The 20,792-nt window shown below is 38.5% G+C and carries 20 protein-coding genes; 16 read left to right on the forward strand and 4 right to left on the reverse strand.

The genetic code is table 11. The features are described from left to right. Positions 1–30 precede the first annotated feature (30 nt). A complete protein-coding gene (locus tag PL9631_RS06530) occupies positions 31–1,008 on the forward strand; it encodes a pentapeptide repeat-containing protein (RefSeq protein WP_083618219.1) in 978 nt (325 codons plus the stop codon). Between the two features lie 322 nt (positions 1,009–1,330). Further along, positions 1,331–2,572, forward strand: a complete 1,242-nt coding sequence (locus PL9631_RS06535; RefSeq protein ID WP_083618221.1) for a Rid family detoxifying hydrolase — start codon at positions 1,331–1,333, stop codon at positions 2,570–2,572. A gap of 72 nt (positions 2,573–2,644) precedes the next feature. Here the strand turns inward: PL9631_RS06535 and PL9631_RS06540 are convergent, their stop codons facing one another. Then, entirely contained in the window at positions 2,645–4,027 is a 1,383-nt protein-coding gene (locus PL9631_RS06540) for an MFS transporter (RefSeq protein WP_083618223.1), read from the reverse strand. A gap of 222 nt (positions 4,028–4,249) precedes the next feature. Between PL9631_RS06540 and PL9631_RS06545 the strand changes: the two genes are divergently transcribed. From PL9631_RS06545 to PL9631_RS06560, 4 genes are all read left to right on the forward strand, one after another. Beyond that, complete coding sequence (locus PL9631_RS06545) at positions 4,250–5,581, forward strand: S8 family serine peptidase (protein ID WP_083618226.1); 1,332 nt, start codon at positions 4,250–4,252, stop codon at positions 5,579–5,581. A gap of 109 nt (positions 5,582–5,690) precedes the next feature. Next, positions 5,691–6,038 carry a DUF433 domain-containing protein gene (locus PL9631_RS06550; protein WP_083618228.1) on the forward strand — a complete coding sequence of 116 codons (348 nt, stop codon included), beginning with the start codon at positions 5,691–5,693 and terminating at the stop codon, positions 6,036–6,038. Beyond that, the gene (locus PL9631_RS06555) at positions 6,019–6,378 is read left to right on the forward strand and encodes a DUF5615 family PIN-like protein (protein ID WP_231516660.1); all 360 of its coding nucleotides are present in this window, start codon (positions 6,019–6,021) and stop codon (positions 6,376–6,378) included. Before PL9631_RS06550 ends, PL9631_RS06555 begins: the two co-directional genes overlap by 20 nt. Before the next feature lie 158 nt (positions 6,379–6,536). Next, a complete protein-coding gene (locus PL9631_RS06560) occupies positions 6,537–7,283 on the forward strand; it encodes a WecB/TagA/CpsF family glycosyltransferase (RefSeq protein WP_083618232.1) in 747 nt (248 codons plus the stop codon). Between the two features lie 92 nt (positions 7,284–7,375). Here PL9631_RS06560 and PL9631_RS06565 read toward each other — a convergent pair whose 3' ends face one another. Next, positions 7,376–8,029 carry a pentapeptide repeat-containing protein gene (locus PL9631_RS06565; protein WP_083618234.1) on the reverse strand — a complete coding sequence of 218 codons (654 nt, stop codon included), beginning with the start codon at positions 8,027–8,029 and terminating at the stop codon, positions 7,376–7,378. 202 nt (positions 8,030–8,231) lie between these two features. On the opposite strand from PL9631_RS06565, the gene PL9631_RS06570 reads away from it, so the two are divergent. From PL9631_RS06570 to PL9631_RS06585, 4 genes are all read left to right on the forward strand, one after another. Then, positions 8,232–8,396, forward strand: a complete 165-nt coding sequence (locus PL9631_RS06570; protein WP_156090474.1) for a hypothetical protein — start codon at positions 8,232–8,234, stop codon at positions 8,394–8,396. A gap of 117 nt (positions 8,397–8,513) precedes the next feature. Next, positions 8,514–10,229: a DUF262 domain-containing protein gene (locus PL9631_RS06575; RefSeq protein WP_083618236.1), complete on the forward strand. Its 1,716-nt coding sequence runs from the start codon at positions 8,514–8,516 to the stop codon at positions 10,227–10,229. A gap of 391 nt (positions 10,230–10,620) precedes the next feature. Beyond that, positions 10,621–11,010, forward strand: coding sequence for an EndoU domain-containing protein (locus PL9631_RS06580; RefSeq protein WP_083618238.1), 390 nt, complete (start codon positions 10,621–10,623; stop codon positions 11,008–11,010). Positions 11,011–11,033: 23 nt separating this feature from the next. Next, complete coding sequence (locus tag PL9631_RS06585) at positions 11,034–11,303, forward strand: MafI family immunity protein (RefSeq protein ID WP_083618241.1); 270 nt, start codon at positions 11,034–11,036, stop codon at positions 11,301–11,303. 214 nt (positions 11,304–11,517) lie between these two features. On the opposite strand, the gene PL9631_RS06590 is transcribed toward PL9631_RS06585, so the two are convergent. Next, positions 11,518–12,159, reverse strand: a complete 642-nt coding sequence (locus tag PL9631_RS06590; RefSeq protein ID WP_083618243.1) for a hypothetical protein — start codon at positions 12,157–12,159, stop codon at positions 11,518–11,520. 238 nt (positions 12,160–12,397) lie between these two features. On the opposite strand from PL9631_RS06590, the gene PL9631_RS06595 reads away from it, so the two are divergent. The 5 genes from PL9631_RS06595 to PL9631_RS06615 all read left to right on the forward strand — a co-directional run bounded on the left by PL9631_RS06595 (position 12,398) and on the right by PL9631_RS06615 (position 19,026). Next, the gene (locus tag PL9631_RS06595; RefSeq protein ID WP_083618246.1) at positions 12,398–13,645 is read left to right on the forward strand and encodes a DUF3086 domain-containing protein; all 1,248 of its coding nucleotides are present in this window, start codon (positions 12,398–12,400) and stop codon (positions 13,643–13,645) included. 36 nt (positions 13,646–13,681) lie between these two features. Next, entirely contained in the window at positions 13,682–14,359 is a 678-nt protein-coding gene (gene plsY, locus PL9631_RS06600) for a glycerol-3-phosphate 1-O-acyltransferase PlsY (RefSeq protein WP_083618250.1), read from the forward strand. Positions 14,360–14,596: 237 nt separating this feature from the next. Continuing rightward, complete coding sequence (locus PL9631_RS06605; protein WP_083618252.1) at positions 14,597–16,594, forward strand: adenylate/guanylate cyclase domain-containing protein; 1,998 nt, start codon at positions 14,597–14,599, stop codon at positions 16,592–16,594. Between the two features lie 279 nt (positions 16,595–16,873). Beyond that, positions 16,874–17,272, forward strand: a complete 399-nt coding sequence (locus PL9631_RS06610; RefSeq protein WP_083618254.1) for a bacteriohemerythrin — start codon at positions 16,874–16,876, stop codon at positions 17,270–17,272. 32 nt (positions 17,273–17,304) lie between these two features. Next, complete coding sequence (locus PL9631_RS06615; RefSeq protein WP_197046284.1) at positions 17,305–19,026, forward strand: type I restriction endonuclease subunit R; 1,722 nt, start codon at positions 17,305–17,307, stop codon at positions 19,024–19,026. A 236-nt stretch (positions 19,027–19,262) separates the two neighbouring features. Here the strand turns inward: PL9631_RS06615 and PL9631_RS06620 are convergent, their stop codons facing one another. Further along, complete coding sequence (locus PL9631_RS06620) at positions 19,263–19,835, reverse strand: helix-turn-helix domain-containing protein (protein WP_083618259.1); 573 nt, start codon at positions 19,833–19,835, stop codon at positions 19,263–19,265. Between the two features lie 276 nt (positions 19,836–20,111). Here PL9631_RS06620 and PL9631_RS06625 point away from each other — a divergent pair, with 276 nt between their 5' ends. Next, a complete protein-coding gene (locus PL9631_RS06625; RefSeq protein ID WP_156090475.1) occupies positions 20,112–20,705 on the forward strand; it encodes an HsdM family class I SAM-dependent methyltransferase in 594 nt (197 codons plus the stop codon). The last annotated feature ends 87 nt before the right edge of the window (positions 20,706–20,792 follow it).

Genomic DNA, 20,792 nt, shown 5'->3' on the forward strand with positions numbered 1-20,792 from the left:
CTTAAAACAAATTCCAGGGTCGGTTTAACTATGAATGATCAAGAGTTAAAAGAACACATCAAAAGCCAGATTAAAACCCTGATTCATGCGGAAACTAATAATTTATTAGAATTAGCTAAACTTGTTGGGATTGATGCAAACCAGGATTTAATCGGAATTGATTTACAAGGGATTGATTTAAGTCAAGCCGATTTAAGACAAGTGAATTTTAGTCAAGCTAACCTCAGCCACGTTAATTTTACGGAAGCTAACCTCAGTCAAGCTAACCTTAGCCTCGCTAATTTAAAAGGGGTTAATTTAATGGGGGCGAACCTGAAAAATGCCAATTTAACAGGTGCTAACCTCAGTAATTCTAACCTAATTGGAACTGATTTAAGCGCGGCTAATCTCGGGGAAGCCGACTTGACCGAAGCCTATTTAAGTCAAACCAATTTAACTGGCGCAAATTTGAGTAAAGCCTATCTCAGTGGGGTCTATTTAGGGAATACAATTTTAGCGGAAGCTAACCTCAATCATGTCTATTTAAGTCAGGCTAATTTACAAGGGGTTGACCTGAGTGGACTTAACTTAAGTCAAGCCTATTTAATGGGAGCAAATCTGAGTCAGGCTAATTTAAGTCACGCTAACTTGAGTGAAGCCAATCTCAGTCAAGCGAATTTAGTTAAAACTAATTTGAGCGAAGCTAACTTAAATCAAGCTAATTTAATGGGAGCTAATTTAAGTCGATCTAACTTAACAAAAACTGACTTAATGGGAGCTAATTTAAGTCGAGCCAACTTAACAAAAGCCAATCTATTTCAAGCGAATTTGAGTCTGGCAAATTTGAATTTCTCCGATTTAAGTATGGCAAATTTAACCCTAACTAAAATACAAGAAGTTACGGTTAAAAAAGCTAATTTTAGATCTAATCTAGGTCTTTCCGAACAAATCAAGAATGAGTTAATTAGTAGGGGTGCAATCTTTAATGATCATTTAGGTAATAGCTTGGGTATTCTGAACTCGGATTGATGGGTTTAATAGAACAAATAACAGCCAAACGATAATATTTTACTTATTTCTTAATCGTTTCTAGGTTCTACCTAGAAATGCAATTAGGGTGGCTCTGCACCAAAAACTATAATAATTCATAATAGAGGCAAAGCCTCGTTTCTTACTCGTTTCTAGGTTCTACCTAGAAATGCAATTAAGGTGGCTCTGCCACCAAAAACTATCATAATTCATAATAGAGGCAGAGCCTCTATTTAGCATTCCAAGGCAGAGCCTTGGAACGAGGATATTTAAGAGTTCATATTAATGATAAACTAATACAAGGATAATCAAAAGGTGAATTATGGACGCTGAAGAATTGTTAGAGAAATATGCTCAAGGTGAACGTAACTTTGAGAGAGCAAAATTAAGTGGTGTTGATCTTGAAGGGACAGATTTAAGAGATATTAATTTGTCAAATGCTGATTTAACCGGTACAGACTTAAGCAATGCAGTTCTTACTCAGGCTAACCTATATGGTACATTGCTTAATAAGGCTTTTCTCAATGACGCTGATTTATCTAATGTTCAAGGAGATAGAAGCAAACTCATGTGGGCTGATCTCAGTGGAGCGAATTTGAGTAAATCAGCCCTAAATTCATCAGATTTAAGTAATAGTACGTTAGACAAAGCTAATTTAAGCGAAGCCCAAGTAACATCAGCGAAACTTAATCAAACTTCTCTGTGTGAAGCCAATTTAACAGGAGCTAATTTATTATGTTCTCATCTGAATGGAGCCAATTTTAAAAATGCAGATTTAAGTCGAGCTAATTTAGAGGGTGGACAATTTCGAGACTGTAATTTTCAATCATCCAATTTACGGTTAGTTAGTTTAGCTAATGTAGATTTATCATTATTAGATTTTACAGATGCTAATTTGGAACGTGCTAATCTTGAAAATGCTAATTTGAAAGAAGCAATACTTAAAAATGTTAATTTAGAAAGAGCTAATTTGCGAGGAGCTAATCTAATTAACGCAAATTTAGAGGGTGCGAACTTAGGGAAAGCTGACTTAACGGGTGCTAATATTTATGGAGCGAATCTTCAAAATGTTGACTTCACTGGCGCAATTATGCCTAATGGAGAACGCTATAAATCTGAAGACAACTCTCCTCAATTTTCAGACAAAATAAAAACCGTATCAGACACAGAAAAAACCATGACTCGCAAAATCATTAAAACCGAAAACGCTCCCAAACCCGTTGGTCCTTATAATCAAGCGGTAATGGTCAATAATATGATCTTTTTATCAGGACAAATTGCCCTTGAGCCCCGCCTTAACGAAATTCTTTATCCCGATAACGTCACCAAACAAACCGAAAGAGTCATGGCAAATTTACAAGCGGTATTAACCGAAGCGGGTGCTACTTGGGAAAATGTTGTAAAAACCACAATATTCTTAAAAGATATGAACGATTTTACCCAAGTTAATGAAGTCTATGCTAAATATTTTAAACCCGAAACAGCCCCCGCTAGGGCGACCGTTGAAGTGTCCCGTCTTCCCAAGGATGTATTAGTAGAAATTGAGTGTATTGCTGTTCTCTAAACAAGTTCGTTGTTGGGCTTTAGCCCTCAATATTTGGGGATAAAACCCAACAACAATTTTTAATTGGGTGCTTTATTTTATGTCCTCGTCATCAAGTCCAGGTCTGGGAACATAAGTAATATGATCTTGATCTTTAATGGGAATAAAGAAAATAGTTAATAACCCTGGAATTACCGCCATTGCACTCAATAAAAAGTAGTTTTGATAGCCTAAATCCGCTTGAATATATCCACTAAATATCCCCGGAATTAATACCCCCGCCGCCATAAATGCCGTTGTAATTGCATAATGGGAGGCTTTATATTCAGGACGGACAGTTTGCATTAAAAATATCGTATAAGCCGCCACCCCTAACCCATAGGTAAACTGTTCAATGGAGTTAACAACATAAGCCCAAAAAATTTCCGGTTGAGTTTTAGCTAATAACCAATAAAAGATATTTGTAAAATTTTGGAGAATTGCCATCGGCCATATCCAAGTTCTTAACCCTTGTTTGGCAATTAAAAACCCCCCTAATAACCCACCAAATAATAGAAAAATTACCCCAACTGTCCCCGATAAAATCCCAATTTCCGACGTCGAAATGCCTAGCCCACCTTTTGCAGCCGTATCCATTAAAAACGGAGTAGCCATTTTGAAAGTTAAAGCATCTCCCAAACGGAATAATAAGATAAAAGCGAGAGTCCAACCAATTTTATATTGAGTAAAATAGGTTTTAAATGAGTTAATAAAATTAGCGGAATTGGAGAGATTTTCCGTTTCTGAAAACGTTACTTTTTTGGGTCGGGGTAAATAAATTTTTTGAAATCCGTAGATGAATAAAAAGATTAAACTAGAAATAGCAAAAGCAATTGACCATCCCCATTGTAACGGAGGAATGGAAAAATTAGACCCGAATAAATTAAACTGAACGGGGTTATATAAAATTTCTCCGGTCGGACTTTTCTCCTGAATATATTTTTCCGCTATATATCCGGCTAAAAATACTAAACCGCCGCCTCCCGCCAAAACGGCCATCCGATAAGCAGTATTTCTCACACCTACATAAAATGCCTGTTGCTCTAAATTTAATATCGTTAAATAAAATCCATCAATGGCTATATCATGGGTGGCACTAATAAAAGCAATTAGGGCAAAAATTGCAATAGAAATCGGAATTGCTTGCGGAAATAGTACCCCCAATGCTAAAATAAAGAATAGGATTATACATAAAATTTCCATTCTTAAAATCCATCGCCTTTTCGTTGAATAAATATCAACAATTGGCCCCCATAATCCTTTCATTACCCAAGGCAGGGATAAAAAACTGGTTAATCCAATTAATTCGTTACTTGCCCCTAACCCCTTTAAAAAAACCACCGACATAATATTAACGACAGTATAGGGAAATCCTTGGGCAAAATATAAAATTGAAATCCCCCAAACCCGATGCAGTTTTTGATCTTTGTTTTTCATGCTTAATGCTTAATTTAAAGTTAAGATAATCAATGATTGTGAGAATTGTTTTATCCTACAACAATAGTGAATCTCTGCCAAGTCTTAAAATTCCCCTGAATCTTAAAATTTGAGTCAGAAAAGGAAAACTAATATCCTTGAAGCAATTCCTCCTCTATCCCTGGAGTTACAAAATCAGTACACTGGTTTAGAGGATAATTATTAAAATGGAGTCAAACCCCGATGACAAATAAATTTAAAATTTCCCCCGCCTTTGAACCTTTTTTAGCCCATAGTCAACCGAATAGCAAAAAAGATGCAATTGTTATTTATAGAGGTTTAGTGGCTCCTGGGTCAATGCCCCAACCCGGAACAGCAGCCTATTTTGATACTTTAAAAAAACAAGAACAAAGTAATCTATCCATTGCCAATAAAATTATTCAAGATTATCAAACAAAGACGAATCAATCCTTTTATGCCGAACCCGTGGGTCAGGGGAGTTTACCCATTGCCCAAATAGAAGTCAGCCGTCAAAGTTTACCAATTTTAGCTGAACATCCCGATGTGATGGCGATACTTCCTAACCAAAAAATCCATTTAATTCAACCGAAAGAAATTGATTATTCCGGCTTACAAAAACAAGAAGAACAGGATAAACTTACCTGGGGATTAAAACGCTTAGAAATTCCTAAAGTTTGGGAAACAACCCAGGGAAAAAATGTTACCGTAGCGGTGTTAGATTCCGGTGTCCATGGAGACCATCCCGCTTTAAAAGGACGGGTAAAAGATTTTATTGTAATTGACCCGTTAGGACGGCGAATTACTGCTACTCCTAGTTTTGATAGTGGACAACATGGAACCCATGTTTGCGGGACAATTGCCGGGGGAAAAACCGAGGAGGGTTTGTCTATTGGTGTCGCACCCCAAGCGGATTTAATTGTCGCTGCGGTATTAGTCGGAGATGCAACCCTATTAACATTAATTGAAGGAATTTCTTGGGCGGTGGAAAAGGGGGCAAAAATTATTAATATGTCCTTGGGTTTTAGTTACTATGAACCCTTATTTCCCCAAGTATTTGATATTTTAGTCAATCAATATGGGATTTTACCCGTTGTTGCTATTGGGAACGAAAATCACGGAAATACCAGTTCCCCAGGTAATGCTTATAATTCTTTCTCTGTGGGGGCTGTGGAACTCACGGAGGGGGATAATTTAGGAATTACCTTTTTTAGTAGTGGCGCGAGTTTGGTCTTCCCTTCCGACTCTCCTAACGCCTGGGTGACAAAACCCGATGTTTCCGCCCCCGGCGCCCAGATTTATTCCTGCATTCCTCCGGTGAAAATGGATAACGGCGTTTTTCAATATACCTACATGGATGGGACGTCTATGGCGACTCCCCACATCGCCGGAATTGCAGCGTTATTGATGTCTGCTTATCCCCAAGCGCCTCTGAGTAAAATTATTGATGTTTTGAAGAAAACCGCCTATCATCCAGGGGGCGAGGAGCAACGTCCCGATAACCGTTGGGGTTGGGGGATGGTGCGACCTTTGGAAGCGCTGAATGCTTTGAAATAGATGGGGAGTTAAGGTTGGTTTTGCCTTTGGGTTTGTGTAGATGCTTCCGTGACTGCAAGATTAAATGATAAAATCAAATGGCGGTTTGGTAATCAAATATTAAAAAACCATGCTCCTAGAAGATTACTTTAATTTTTTGGCGGCGGATGACATTCGACTCAAAGGCACACGCATCGGCATTGAAACAATTTTATTCGACCACCTTTTTCGTGCCAAAACTCCAGAAGAAATTGCCCACACCTATCCTTCACTAACTTTAGAACAGGTGTATGCCACAATTTTATATTACTTGCATAACAAACCAGCAGTGGAGGCTTACATGACTGATTGGTTAGAATGGGGCGATAAAATGCGAGCAGAACAACAACGTCATCCTCGCCCAATTGTAGAGAAACTGCGACAATTGAAGGCACAAAAATTGGCAAACTCAACTGATCATGCTCAAGTATCTTATTGATGAAAATATTGATCCAATTTATACCCACCAACTACGCCGTTTTCAGTCAGATTTATTCGTGATAGCCGTTGGGGAGATAACTGCCCCACCCAAAGGAACTTTAGATCCTGAAATTTTATTTTGGTGTGAAGAACATCAATGTATTTTAGTAACGAATAACCGCAAGTCTATGCCAGTTCATTTAGCAGATCATATTGCTTTAAGTCATCATATCCCTGGGATTTTTATTCTTAGTCCCAAGTTAAGTATTGGCGAAAATATTGAGCAGTTGATTTTAATTGCCGAAGGGTCATTTGAGGATGAGTATCAAGATAGAATAGAATTTCTGCCTCTTTTTTAAGACAGGGCATCTTGCCGTCTTATCTCAGTTTATGTTTAACTTCTTCTATTATATATTAAAATGGAAATATTCACGGGGAATAAATTCCCCAGGAATGAATTCAGGGAATTTGATCGCGTTTTCGGTAATAATGTGTATGAGGTTACTAAAATTCATTTATGAGTCCAACTATTTTGCCTTATGATTCTGCGCTTAACGGTTTTCCGGTTTTGGGTTTACCTGTGCATTTAACTAATAATTATACTAATTGGTTGTTACAACGTTGGCAACAAGGGTTAGGAACCCATGTTATTACTTTGAATGCAGAAATGGCAATTCAAGGAGAAAAAGATCCTAAATTAGCAGAAATTATTCATTCAGCAGAGTTAGTAATTCCTGATGGTGCGGGGGTAGTGCTTTATTTACAATATAAGGGCAAAAAAATTCAACGGTGTCCTGGTATTGAATTAGCAGAAACCTTGATAGAAAATATTGGTAATTTAAACAATTCTGAATTAGTCTTTTTCTATGGGGGAAAACCGGGAATTGCTGAACAGGCGGCGGATAATATTCAACACAAACTGCCGGGTCTGGGAATTTCTAGTTATCATGGTTATCTGTCTGCTTCAGAAGAAGAAGATTTAAAAATCACTTTAAAAGATTTACAACCCAAATTAATATTAGTCGGTTTGGGTGTTCCCCGTCAAGAATTTTGGATTAGTCAAAATCGTCATCTTTGCCCGAATTCGATTTGGATAGGTGTGGGAGGAAGTTTTGATATTTGGTCAGGAATTAAACAACGGGCGCCGGAATTTTTCTGTAAATATCATTTAGAATGGTTATATCGATTATATCAAGAACCTTGGCGTTGGCGTCGGATGTTAGCGTTACCGGAATTTGCGATTAAAGTGTTGATTCACCAATAGGATGTTATTGTGGCTATGTTGACAAAGGTTAAGCCTAATTTAACCACAAAGACACAAAGAAGTTGTCAACACTAATCTGCCCATTGCTATATTTAGGAAAGAATAGCCCCATTTAAGTTAGCAAATTTTAGGTCAACTCCGGTTAGATTTGCTCCTCGTAAATCTGCTTTAGTTAGGTTTGTCCCTCTCAAGTTGGCGTGGGATAAATTGGCATTTTGTAGATTAGCTTGAATTAAGGTTGTCCCTCTTAAATTTGCCCCGGTCAAATTCGCTTGATAAAGATTAGCTTTGTTTAAATTAGTAAATCTCAAATCAGCTTCACTCAAATCAGCTTCACTGAAATTAGCTTGATATAAATAGGCTCCATTTAGATGAGCTTTAATCAATTTAGCATTATTAAATTCCGTGCGATAAAGATAGGTTTCAATCAATTCTGCTCTGTTTAATGTGGCTGTACTAAGATTGGCTTGACTTAAATTAGCTTGAAATAAGAACGCTTCGCTGAGGTTTGCCCTGTGTAATTGAGCTAAACTTAAATCGGCTTGTTTTAGATTTGCCGAGCTTAAATCCGTGGCAATTAAATTGGCTTTACTTAAATCCGTATTTTGTAAATTAATTCCGTTTAAATCAGCGCCCATTAAGTTGGCTTCGCACAAGTCGGGCTGAATATTAGGATTATTTGAACGCCAAATTTGCCAACGTTGAAATCCCCATTGTAATAATGCTAAATGTTCTGAATTTGCCATATTTTTTATCGTATTTATTCGGGATTAAAACTACCTAATAATTATCTCATTGCGAGGGTAGCAAAGCAATATCAAAGCATTGTTAAATCGTTACTATCCGTAAATCCCGTGAATCTGTGCCACAAATATTCAAAAAATTGGTTCAAGCTCGACTGCAACAGTTATAATTTATCAATACCCTCACGTCTATCTCAGTTAAGCTATGAGTAACCTTACAAACCCTCCAGGCGGCGGCGATCCCCCCGATCGCTTTAGAAATGTAGGAGAACAAATTCAGTTATTCTTCGATTTTGCTGAAAACAATCCTGATCGCGCTGTTCCTTCTTTCGTCAACATCTGGGAAACTCAGGCATCACTAACCACCTAGACCTGAAGGAGCGACAACCCCATCTACCGTTAAATTTTTAAGGATTTAGTGGAATTAACCAAAATTATTAACTATAAGTGATGGAGTTAACTTAATTTAAACTAGAGAGAAAACACAATGGAAAACGGACAGAAGGCTATCAGTGATCTGTTTGAGAGCCGCAGAATTTTCAACATTCCCAAGTATCAACGTGCATACGCATGGGAAACAAAGCAACTGCGAGATTTTATTAGCGATCTTGATAACCAATCTTTAGGCAAAGATTACTTTTTTGGAACAATCCTACTGCAAATAGGAGACAGCGAGGGATATTTCAAGATAATCAACATTGTAGATGGTCAACAAAGGCTGACAACACTCACAATTTTCATGCGGCTGTTGCTTGATAAACTTGATTCCTTCGGTGACGATGTATCGATTCTTCGTGAAACATACGTTCAGTACCGAAATGAATATAAGTTAAGAGTTTTGGAATACGATCAACAGTTTTTTTGTAAGTGTATATTAGAAGATTATGAGGATACTGAAAGCTTGATTGAAACCCCTTCACAACGTCGCTTATTAGAGGCTAAGAACTTCTTCAAAAAGGACTTGGAAACGCGGAATGTTGAAAATTTGCGCGAGATTCGGGAGAAGATTGAGAAGGCTAAAGTCCTGACATATGCTGTTCTAAATAATGCAGAGGCAACACTAATTTTTGAGACGACTAATGACAGGGGTAAAGATCTCACGAGTCTTGAAAAAATCAAAAGTTTCTTAATGTATAAGGTTTATCTTGCAGCTAATGATCCAGAGAGCTATCTGACAACAATACAGAATCGGTTTGGTGAGATTTACAGGGATTATGAAGAGACTATTCAAAAACTTACTATCAACGAAGATTTTATCTTGCGAAATCATTATGTTGCTTTTGAGGCTAATGACGGTCAAAAGGATTATTCGCGTCATTTATCGTTGATCAAGGAAAGAATTAACTCACTTACAGCGAGTCCCGCTACTTTTGCTGAGGCAACAAAATTTATAGATGAGTATTCATGTCAACTGAGCAAAACTTTTGCAATATTTAATCAAGTATCCCAAAATCTCAGAGGAAACTTACTCAATCTTATCCATCTAAATAGAACTGCCTATTTATGGCCACTGCTCATTGTATCTTACAAGCATGATAATAGCCAAGAAAACTATAACTTCGGCAGAGTAACGAAACTGATGGAAATTATAAGTTTCAGAGTGTATGGAATACGAAAGCGAAAACTCAAAAACACTAGAATTTCAAAGCGACTACATGAGTTAGCACAAAACTTCCAAGGAGACTTTGAGGTTTTAATATCAGGTCTCAAGGATATTGTCGGTGAGTTCTGTAGTAATCGTGAGTTTGAGGAGAGACTTATTTCACCAGACTTTTATGAAGCTATTTCAGGAAATGATTTAAACTATCTATTTTGGCAGTATGAAAATTATCTTCGACGAACTGAGTACGTAGAAGATAAACCGATAGGATTTCGCCAGTACAAAGGTCTGTCGATTGAGCATATCATTCCCCAAGAAACTAGACAAATTCATGCTCGGATGGATGAAGGTTTCTGGAGTAATGGTATCCACAGTATTGGGAACTTAACGCTTGATATGTCCTGGGAAAATTCAGCGAAATCAAATCGGGATTTTGATTTTAAATATAAATACTTCTATCAGAATTCAAGATTTCGTTGTCAGCAAGAACTTATCACGTTTACTAACTCAGATAGTAGTGAGTGGGATGAAACATCCATTACCAAGCGGCAGGCAAAAATTGTAAACTTTGCAATGAGGTACTGGGATTATCAGAGTAGGTGACATTCAACAGTTGATCTAGCCTGGACTTATCACCAAATTGCTGTAGCTAAATATTTGGATAGTTTGAGCGAACTTTCAGCCCGACTAGAAAGTTTAGAATCTTTTGCCGATCTGTGCGAGAGTAAAGGAGTGAAAAGCAGCCGGGAAATTATGCCTGGGAATGACGATGAACCAGGCATATATGCACTATAAGATATGGGGATACTACTAATAAAAGAAAAGCACCACGACAGTAAAAAATCAGATTAACAACATTCTTCAGAATCTCTCAGCATGCGAAGGTGGAATTCGTTCGGAGTATCGAATATAGTGAAGCGGGATCATGATCAAGTCCAAAAGGAGATCGACCCATGTTTGACAATAAAATTGTGGCAATATCCAAAAGCCATCTATGAACAACCATTCTTCAGGTAATATTCCCAGTGGAGTTGATGTCAATAGTCTATCTCAAATTAACTCTCAGCAACGGATACACATTCTTGATAGTGACACAACCGGAGGCGGTCACGGCCCGGGTAGAGGAATTTCTGGTAAAAGTGAATTTCCCGCAAGCTGGAGCGACGAGCAGATAATTAATTATATTTCGGAGGTGATTCAAGATCCTAATTCTCGGTGGGTTCAGCGAACAGGTCAACCGGGAAGTAAATATACCATTGCTGGTAAGCCCGTAAGATGGCAGATTGAAGGAACTAGAGATAGTGTTAATATTAGGGTAATAGTAGAACCTGATGGGAGAGGAATCATTACAGCTTTCCCGACGAATCTGCCTAAGAATCCCTAGCAATTTTATCAGGAGTTAAATAAATGTTTAATTATAAAATTGTAGAAAGTAAACTCCATCAAGTTATTAATATCGTCAAACCACAACTATCAGAGACTCAAATAGAATTTATGGTTTCAGATATTCATGCGGGTGAGTGGAATTTAGCTTTAGAGACTTTGTGTGATATCCTCATTGAAGAAGAAATTCCCATAGATTTAAAGAGTTATGAACTCTTGCAAGAAGTGGGCAATATCTTGAATATGGAACGACAAACTTGGGAGATGCTAAAAGTTCAAGTAAGTCCTTTGTAGCTTTAATAATTAGATTTCATATATAGCAATCCTAAATCAGTTGTACAAATAGCTGGAAATCCAAATAATCGTAGGGGCGAGGCGCGCCTCGCCCCTACACCGAATTTATGTCTATTTTTTAGGGTTAATAATTTTGATCATTATTTTGTACAATTCATTTAGACTTGCTATAATCAAGCTAAATGTTCTGAATTTGCCATATTTTTTATCGTATTTATTGGGGATTAAAACTACCTCCATAAGCTCGTCCCGATACATTTTCAATGGCTTCTAAAGCAGCTTTTGAACCTACCATAATATCCCGTTCTTCTCCCCCTAAATATAGCCGTCCAAAACTACCCACGGCCGTCACTTGCAGAATATTAATTAAGGAGGCTTTTTCCGCTTCATTCGCTGCTAAAGCTGCATAGGCTGCTGGTTGAACTTCCAAAATATACAAACTTTGGCCCCCTAAAATTAATTGCCCTCGACGGTTACGATTAATTAATTGGGCTTGGTGCGGGTCAAGATTCCGAATAATTTGACTGGACATAATTTGAGGTTTCAGGCGATCGCTTTCCTGTAACCCTAAAAAATCCAAAATTGCCCGTCCGGCGGTAATTGTATCCCCTTGACGGCTGGAATGAATTTCCAAAAGGCCATAAAGCCGCTCAATAAACAACACCCCAGGACGCACGGAAGTGGCTTTCAAAGCAATATCCGTAATTCGGTTAATTTCAATCCCGGGAGAAACTTCAATCCACAAAGAAGAATCCCCAGGTAAAGGCAAAAAACCCAGAGACACCGTACCAATATAGGCTGCGTGTTGCCGTTGAAGATTATCTAAATAGACGTAACTGCGTAATTCTATTCCCATTTTTAGTTATCAAGTATCCGCACTATCAGTTATCAGTGTAGGGACGCGCCTTAGTAAAGCTATGCCGATACAGATGATTCTATAGTCAGTCATGGAATTAATTCAGAAGTTGAAGTAATGCTACAATCACTCTAACAGGTCAGGGTAACAAACCTGTCTAAACACCCCAATAACCGAACAAAACGCTATACTTTCACCCATCACACCCCCTTGTGTTTAGACCGGGACTGTCAACTTCATGAATTCAGACGAAACTAAAATCCAAGATCAAAACCCAGCCGTAAGCGGGGCCACTTCTTCATCAACGTCACCCTTTAATTCCTCCGTTGGAGAAACCGCAGAGAACCCGATTAATATGAATCCTTTACCCATTGCTGACCCTTGGGAGTCCGACGAACTCCAAAATTCTGAACCTGTATCAAATGCCGCAACCTCACCGAGTTTGTCTGAACGTCTGTTATCCGAACCCATCGAAGAAGTCACCACCCAGTTAGACCAACGGGTGAAACGATTACAGATTCAAGAACAGGAACTACAAAAAAGAATTGCCACCTTACAAGCAACCAATGATCGCATCCAACAGGAACAACTGGTATTAACCCAGTCCATGGGAAAATTGATCTCCTCCGCCTTAGATCAGTTAGAACAACGCAAGCAAAGCTTACAAATCGAAATCGAAAAACTCGAACGTCGTCGCGATCGCATCCAAAAAGAAATGCGAACCTCCTTTGCGGGGGTCTCCCAAGAACTCGCCATCCGAGTCCAGGGATTTAAGGATTATTTAGTCGGGAGTTTACAGGATTTAGTCGCCACCACCGAACAATTGGAACTCATACCGGAAAACACCCCCGAACCCCCAATCCCCACCCAACCCCGAGAAGTGACGAAGGTGGTTATCCCCGCAGAAAATCCCCAAAACACCGCCGCGCCACAATTTTCAGAACAGGGTTTCACCGAACAAACCCAGAAAATTCGCCAACTTCTCGATCAATATCGCAGCGCCCCCGACTATTATGGCCCGCCTTGGCAACTGCGTCGCACCTTTGAACCGATTCACGCCAAACGGGTTTCCAATTGGTTTTTTAACCAAGGAGGACGGGGCGCCTTACGCACCATGGGCAGTCGTTTACAGAATATATTAGTGGCTTCTGCGACGATTTCTATATTGAGAAATATCTATGGAAACCGCCTAAGAACCCTGGTTTTAGCCAATAGTCCCGAACGGTTGGGAGAATGGCGCCGCGGTCTCCAAGATTGTTTAGGGATTGACCGTCGAGATTTTGGCCCAGAACAGGGAATTGTTTTATTTGAAGAAGCGGAAGTTCTTTCTCAAAAAGCCGATCGTTTGGTCAAAGAAGGACGCTTACCCTTCATTATTATTGATGATATGGAAGATAGAATTAGTCTATCTTTACTGCAATTTCCCCTGTGGTTGGCGCTCGCCCCCGACCCCCAAACCCAACAAGCACCTACTGAACGATTTTAACAACTTCAGCACCTTTAAAATAACGGTCTTTTAAACATGATTGAATGGTTATTAATTAATGCAGGATTATTAGTAACAGCCTATTTCTTAGGTTCCATACCCACGGGATACGCCATCGGACGCTGGTTTTATGGCGTTGATATGCTGGCTGAGGGTTCGGGTTCTACGGGGGCAACCAATATCCTCCGAACCTTGGGAAAATTCCCAGCCTTACTGGTTTTATTGATTGATATTTTAAAGGGAACCTTAGCGGTTTTTCTGGTTTTTTGGACTTATTCCCTCTCTTTTACCTCCGAACTGGCTACAAATGCCGGAATTCAAAATCCCGATCTATTACAATATTGGATAGCCATTCTAGCCGGATTAATTGTAATTATTGGTCATACCAAATCTATTTGGATCGGGTGGAAAGGAGGAAAATCCGTTGCTTCTAGTCTGGGAATTTTATTTGCCTTAGATTGGAAATTAGCCTTAGCAACTCTAGGAATTTTTGCCCTGGTTTTAGCAATTTCTCGAATTGTTTCCTTGAGTTCAATTTGCGGGGCGATCGGGATTGCCATTTTAATGATTATAACTGGGGAACCTCTGGCCTATCAAATTTTTGCGATCGCCGGGGGAATTTACGTCATCTGGCGACACCGCAGTAATATTGAGCGAATTCTCAAAGGGACAGAACCCAAACTAGGCGATAAATTAACTACCCAAATCCAATAATTAATAATTATTCGTTAAGATTAGGTCAATCAACCTTGGGTGAGGGGTAATAGGTAATGGGTAATGGGTTTAGATCCTTATCTTTCAAGTATGCCACTTTAGAGACGAGTAGTTAGGGCAGTTAAGGGCGCAAACGCTTTAATAAGTGGATCAAAAACCCATTACCCATTACTCATTACCCATTACCTATAGTTGGGGGGGTGCGAATCGTTGATTTTGATATCAGGGACAATCACTATGGCATCTCTATCTCGTCGTCTATTAGGATTCAATAAAAAAGCACCTAAACTATCCCTGCGGGTTGTTTTTGTGGTTCCCTTTCTGATCCAAATTTTTGCATCCGTCGGACTAACGGGATGGTTGTCTTTTAGAAATGGTTCGATCGCCGTTAATGATTTAGCAACTCAATTAAGAATTGAATTAAGTAACCGCATCCAACAGGAACTCAATACCTATTTAGAAACCCCCCACATTATCAATCAAATTAATGTTGATACCCTGAGAATGGGATTAATTAGCCTAGATAATGTTCCTCAGATGGAAAAATATCTGTGGAGTCAGTTAAAACAATTTAAAACCGCGAGTTATATTGGGATTGGATTACAAAATGGCTATTATGTAGGGGCTAATCGCAATGATGATGGCACGATCGAATTTGATATTGTTGATAAAAGTACCGCCGGAAAATTCCATAAATGGTTAACTAATAATCAGGGCGATCGCAATGAATTATTAAGTGTCAGAGAAAATTATGATCCTAGAGTTCGTCCTTGGTATGAAGCGGGAGTCAAAGCAGGAAAACCCGTTTGGAGTGAAATTTATGCCTATTTTGGGTCTAAAGTTTTAGTAATTTCTGCCAACCAACCTATTTATAATCGCAATAAACAGTTATTAGGCGTAGCCAGTACCGATTTAACTTTAGAACGCATTAGTCAATTTCTGAACCGCTTAAAAATTGGCAAAACTGGACAAACCTTTGTCTTAGAAAGAAATGGATATTTAGTCGCCACCTCAACCCTAGAAGAAACCTTTATTGTTCACGCGAAACAGAAGGAAACAGAACGGATTAAAGGAATTAAAAGTAGTGATATTTTAACTCAAGCCACTTCCAGTTATTTACTGAAATATTTTGGTAATTTAGATCAGATTAAAACCTCAACTCAACTGACCTTTGAGATTAATGGAAAACAACAATATTTACAAGTCACTCCCCTATCTGATCAACGGGGAATTAATTGGTTAATTATCGTTGTTGTACCGGAATCGGATTTTATGGCGGAAATTCATGCTAATACTCGGACAACTATTTTATTATGTATTGTGGCGTTATTAGTTGCCACCTTATGTGGTATTTTTACCGCCCGTTGGATTAGTACCCCAATTTTACGTCTGAGTCAAGCTAGTCAAGCGATCGCCAGTGGAGAATTAGAGCAAACAATCCCCATTGAACCGATTAAAGAATTAGGGATTTTAGCCACTTCTTTTAATACGATGACCCAACAGTTAAAAGCCTCTTTTAATGAGTTGGAAAAAACCAATGCTGAATTAGAGCAACGAGTTGAAGAACGCACCGCCGATTTAAGGTTAGAAAAAGAAAGATCGGAACAATTGTTATTAAATATTTTACCAGAAGTTATTGCCAATCAACTCAAACATAATAAGAAAGCGATCGCTTCGGCGATTGAAGAAGTAACTATTTTATTTGCCGATGTGGTAGGATTTACCCCCCTATCTTCTCAAATTCCGCCGATAGAATTAGTTAGTGTTCTGAATGAAATGTTTTCGATTTTTGACCATCTAGCAGAAAAACATGGATTAGAAAAAATTAAAACCATTGGTGATGCTTATATGGTAGTTGGAGGTTTGCCCTTACCCAAAGCCAATCATGCTGAAGCGATCGCCGATATGGCATTAGGAATGCAAGCCGCCATGGCAGAATTTAAAGTGCCTTTAGAAAGATTTAATATCGACTCTCAATTTCAAATTAGAATTGGGATTAATACCGGATCTGTAGTAGCTGGAGTCATCGGAATTAAAAAGTTTATTTATGATTTATGGGGGGATGCTGTTAATATTGCTTCTCGGATGGAATCTTCCGGTGAACCCGGACAAATTCAAGTCACAGAAGCCACTTATCACAGAATTAAAGATGAATATAATTTTCAAAAACGGGGCATAATTTCCATTAAAGGAAAAGGAGAAATGACTACCTATTGGTTGACAGGTAAAAAATAGTTTTTAGGTAATCAGTATGCCCGATTATTTTTTCAGCAATGGAACACCGCAACACTAATTAGGACTTACGCAGAATACCCAATTATACAGCATCTGTAGGGGCGAACGGCCGTTCGCCCCTACTAGATATGGTTGTTTTGCGTAAGTCCTGACTAATGCAATTAAATCATTAAATTTATCTTAAAAATCCGGGTTAAGATGATGATCAAGGATTACGATCCGGCTTCAGGAAATGATCGCTTTAAGTTAACACTCCAGCCCCAAAGTTAGGATAAAAATATGAGAACATGGAATGAGTCTTTGAAAATTGGTATCCCCTTACTCGACTGTCAACATGAACAGTTATTAGATCAAATGGATCAGTTATTAACTGCCATGGATAATCACAAAGGCGATCAAGAAATTCGCGGGATTATGGGATTTCTAAAAATGTATACAAATAATCACTTTAATTACGAAGAATCCTGCATGGATAGCTATAAATGTCCCGTTGCTTGCGACAACAAAAAAGCCCATACTAATTTTTTAACAACCTTACAAGATATTAATAATAAAATCGATCAAAAGCAACCGTTAGAATTAATTCGAGTTCAGGTTAAACGAGATTTGATAGATTGGTTTGTCAACCATATTAAAAATATTGATACTCAGCTTAAATCCCATATTCATACAAAATAAAGCATAATAGGCTAGTAGAGATTGCACCTATTATGAAGCCCGAAGCACAAGCAAGGCAGAAAATTGACCAACTCCTCACTAATGCAGGTTGGCAAGTTCAAGACTATGAACAAATTAATTTGAGCGCGGCGTTAGGAATTGCCGTGCGGGAATATCCCCTCAAGTCTGGGTTCGCGGACTACCTGCTATTTATTAACCGCAAAGCTGTTGGAGTTATTGAAGCCAAACCTGTAGGTAAAACCCTCAGTGGGGTAGAAATACAATCCGATAAATATTCCTTTAATTTGCCCAAAACCCTACCCTGTCACCAGAAAACCTTGCCCTTCATCTATGAAAGCACCGGGGGAGAAACTTATTTTCGAGATTCCCGTGACCCTGATTATCGCTCCAGGTCGGTGTTTGCGTTTCATAAACCGGAAACCTTACAGGAATGGTTAGGACAGCCCGACACCCTTAGAGGTCGGTTGCAACAGTTACCAACAATTGATACTGAGGATTTACGGGATTGTCAAAAAGAAGCCCTGGCAGGTTTATTTGATTCCTTGAAGGAAAACCGCCCTAGGGCGCTGATTCAGATGGCGACGGGGGTGGGGAAAACTTATACCGCCGTTAGTTTTATCTATTGGCTGATTAAAATAGCCGGGGCGAAACGGGTTTTATTTTTAGTAGATAGAAAGAATTTAGGAGAACAAACCGAGAAAGAATTTCAACAGTATGTTACCCCGGATGATGGGCGTAAATTCACTGAACTTTATAACGTGCAGTTGTTAAGTTCTAATACAATTGCTCCGGTGAATAAAGTTTGTATTACTACAATTCAACGTCTTTATTCAATGTTGCGGGGTGATGCTGAATTTGAATCAGAAAATGAGGAAAAATCACAATTTGATGATAAGGAAGAAAACCAGAATCCCAAGGATGTTGTTTATAATTCTAAGATACCGCTTGAAATGTTTGATTTTATTATTACCGATGAATGCCACCGCTCAATTTATCATCTGTGGCGACAGGTTTTAGAATATTTTGATGGGTTTATTATTGGATTGACGGCAACGCCTTCTATTCAAACTTTTGGCTTTTTTAATCAAAATTTGGTGATGGAATATCCCCATGAACGAGCGGTAGCCGATGGGGTGAATGTCGGGTATGAGGTTTATCGGATTAAAACTCAGATTACCGAACAAGGGAGCACGATTCAAGCGGGGTTTTATGTTGATAAAAGGAATCGTCAAACCCGTGAAATCAGGTGGAAGCAGTTGGATGAGGATGTAAGTTATGCTGGGAAGGAATTGGATAGGTCGGTGGTTGCTGTTGACCAAATTCGCACGGTGATTCGGACGTTTAAAGAACGATTATTTACTGAGATTTTTCCTAATAGAACAGATGTTCCGAAAACCTTGATTTTTGCTAAGGATGATTCCCATGCTGAAGATATTGTCCGAATTTTGCGGGAGGAATTTGGCAAGGGAAATCAGTTTTGTAAAAAGATTACTTATCGCACGACGGGGGAGAAAACTGAAGATTTAATCCGTTGGTTTCGGAACGAGTATGATCCTCGCATTGCTGTTACAGTTGATATGATTTCAACGGGAACAGATATTAAACCTCTGGAATGTTTAATTTTTATGCGAGATGTGAAATCACGGATTTATTTTGAACAAATGAAAGGACGGGGAACTCGAACAATTAACCCGACGAATTTTCAAGGTGTCACCCCTGATGCTGAGGTGAAGGAACAGTTTATTATTATATAGCGAGTCTAAATCAGTTGTACAAAAGCATCATATTTTTCTAAGTTGGGAGGATTGAACAAATTAAACTTAAAGAAAAGCTGGAATAACTTTTTAGCTATTGAGAAGCTCCGACATCGATAATAAAACCGTCTAATAAAATTTTTCACTTGTAACCAGATCGCTTCTACTGGATTTTCTTTCGGGCCATAAGGTGCAAATAAACAACAAGTTATCAACCAATCTTTCTCTTCTTTTCCTTAGATATCATCTCCTTGCAGGTGACATTCATCCAGAGCATACACCAATAGCTCTCCCGACTCAATCTCCCCTGTTAATCCCCTTAACATTTCAGCAATTTCTTGATTTCTTTTCGCAATTACTTCTGGTTTTTTTTTAGGGTTTTCTAGGTTGCCTTTTTGCCAGCTTAATTGACTGTCTCTCAAAATTTTATAATAACTTTCTGGGGACTTAAACACCACATCATACTCTTCGATTAGATGCCTTTCTAGCTCGGAGATGTTTCGTCTTTCTAAGGGAATTAGCCACTGTTCAATCTCTTCAAGCTGTGAGGGTGTTAAATAGCTTTTTGAACCTTGATATCCTAACTTTAATCCCGAAATTCCTTTTTCTAAGTATTTTTTCTGGCTCTTAGCGATAAAACTAATTGAAACTCCTAATCTCTGTTGAATTTCTTCATAGCTTTTCTGTATTAATCTCAATCTGACGGCTTCACCTCTTTTCCATTCCCTGACATTTTTGATATTAGAGATATACTCTTCTAATTCTTTTAATTTTTCTCGTAATTCTTGATTTTCTGGCATATCTAACATTTTTATTTCCTCTTGTTTTTCTTGAACTTTTATTTTACACTCTAATTGTTAATTTATACAACTGATTTAGACTTGCTATATCCCTCTTTTGTCAGTCTCCGAGTATAATGAATAAATGATGCGGGAAAAGCGGATAAAGAAAAAATTGTTTATCTACGGGATGACTTTTTAGCAACGACTTCTAAGGAATGAAAAATAAATAACTTGCACAATTACAACCTGGAAACCTTGATCTACTGTAAACTATTGCTCAATTAGTCACCTTATTGGTTTTTCATTCCTAACAAACAATTAAATTTTATTCAGCACGTTAAAACCTTGTTAAAAATTAACGGTAAAGCGGCTGTTGTTGTTCCTGATAATGTGCTTTTTGAAGGCGGTGCAGGGGAGAAGATTCGGGAAAAATTACTTCATAGTTGTGACGTACACACTTTATTGAGATTGCCTACAGGGATTTTCTACGCCCAAGGGGTGAAAGCGAATGTTTTATTTTTTGACCGTAAACCCGCCAGTGCTGACCCTTGGACAAAGAAACTGTGGATTTATGATTTTAGAACCAATCAACATTTCACTTTAAAAACTAATCCTTTACGGTCTGAGAATTTACTAGATTTTATCCAGTGTTTTAATGTTGAAAATCGTTATGAACGTCAAGAGACGGAACGATTTAAAGCGTTTAGTTATGAGGAATTAATGCAACGGGATAAACTCAGCCTCGATATTTTCTGGCTAAAAGATGAAAGTTTAGAGGACTCTGACAACCTCCCGACACCGTTGGTTTTAGCAACGGAAATTATGGAGGATTTAGAAGCGGCTTTGCAACTGTTTCAGAGTATTACCAGCAATTTAGAACCAGAGGTTGAGATTTGACATGATCCAACATGAAACAGCCCAGCCCTGCTCCCCCTAACTCGTCCGGTGCTACCATGACATTTATAGTAAATGTAGGCATTTAAC

Source organism: Planktothrix paucivesiculata PCC 9631, assembly GCF_900009265.2.
Classification (GTDB): domain Bacteria; phylum Cyanobacteriota; class Cyanobacteriia; order Cyanobacteriales; family Microcoleaceae; genus Planktothrix; species Planktothrix paucivesiculata.

Bases quoted from the DNA above. Each gene is read 5' to 3' on its own strand.
- PL9631_RS06530 (WP_083618219.1), top strand. From the start codon at position 31: ATGAATGATCAAGAGTTAAAAGAACACATCAAAAGCCAGATTAAAACC.
- PL9631_RS06535 (WP_083618221.1), top strand. From the start codon at position 1,331: ATGGACGCTGAAGAATTGTTAGAGAAATATGCTCAAGGTGAACGTAAC.
- PL9631_RS06540 (WP_083618223.1), bottom strand. From the start codon at position 4,027: ATGAAAAACAAAGATCAAAAACTGCATCGGGTTTGGGGGATTTCAATT.
- PL9631_RS06545 (WP_083618226.1), top strand. From the start codon at position 4,250: ATGACAAATAAATTTAAAATTTCCCCCGCCTTTGAACCTTTTTTAGCC.
- PL9631_RS06550 (WP_083618228.1), top strand. From the start codon at position 5,691: ATGCTCCTAGAAGATTACTTTAATTTTTTGGCGGCGGATGACATTCGA.
- PL9631_RS06555 (WP_231516660.1), top strand. From the start codon at position 6,019: ATGCTCAAGTATCTTATTGATGAAAATATTGATCCAATTTATACCCAC.
- PL9631_RS06560 (WP_083618232.1), top strand. From the start codon at position 6,537: ATGAGTCCAACTATTTTGCCTTATGATTCTGCGCTTAACGGTTTTCCG.
- PL9631_RS06565 (WP_083618234.1), bottom strand. From the start codon at position 8,029: ATGGCAAATTCAGAACATTTAGCATTATTACAATGGGGATTTCAACGT.
- PL9631_RS06570 (WP_156090474.1), top strand. From the start codon at position 8,232: ATGAGTAACCTTACAAACCCTCCAGGCGGCGGCGATCCCCCCGATCGC.
- PL9631_RS06575 (WP_083618236.1), top strand. From the start codon at position 8,514: ATGGAAAACGGACAGAAGGCTATCAGTGATCTGTTTGAGAGCCGCAGA.
- PL9631_RS06580 (WP_083618238.1), top strand. From the start codon at position 10,621: ATGAACAACCATTCTTCAGGTAATATTCCCAGTGGAGTTGATGTCAAT.
- PL9631_RS06585 (WP_083618241.1), top strand. From the start codon at position 11,034: ATGTTTAATTATAAAATTGTAGAAAGTAAACTCCATCAAGTTATTAAT.
- PL9631_RS06590 (WP_083618243.1), bottom strand. From the start codon at position 12,159: ATGGGAATAGAATTACGCAGTTACGTCTATTTAGATAATCTTCAACGG.
- PL9631_RS06595 (WP_083618246.1), top strand. From the start codon at position 12,398: ATGAATTCAGACGAAACTAAAATCCAAGATCAAAACCCAGCCGTAAGC.
- plsY (WP_083618250.1), top strand. From the start codon at position 13,682: ATGATTGAATGGTTATTAATTAATGCAGGATTATTAGTAACAGCCTAT.
- PL9631_RS06605 (WP_083618252.1), top strand. From the start codon at position 14,597: ATGGCATCTCTATCTCGTCGTCTATTAGGATTCAATAAAAAAGCACCT.
- PL9631_RS06610 (WP_083618254.1), top strand. From the start codon at position 16,874: ATGAGAACATGGAATGAGTCTTTGAAAATTGGTATCCCCTTACTCGAC.
- PL9631_RS06615 (WP_197046284.1), top strand. From the start codon at position 17,305: ATGAAGCCCGAAGCACAAGCAAGGCAGAAAATTGACCAACTCCTCACT.
- PL9631_RS06620 (WP_083618259.1), bottom strand. From the start codon at position 19,835: ATGTTAGATATGCCAGAAAATCAAGAATTACGAGAAAAATTAAAAGAA.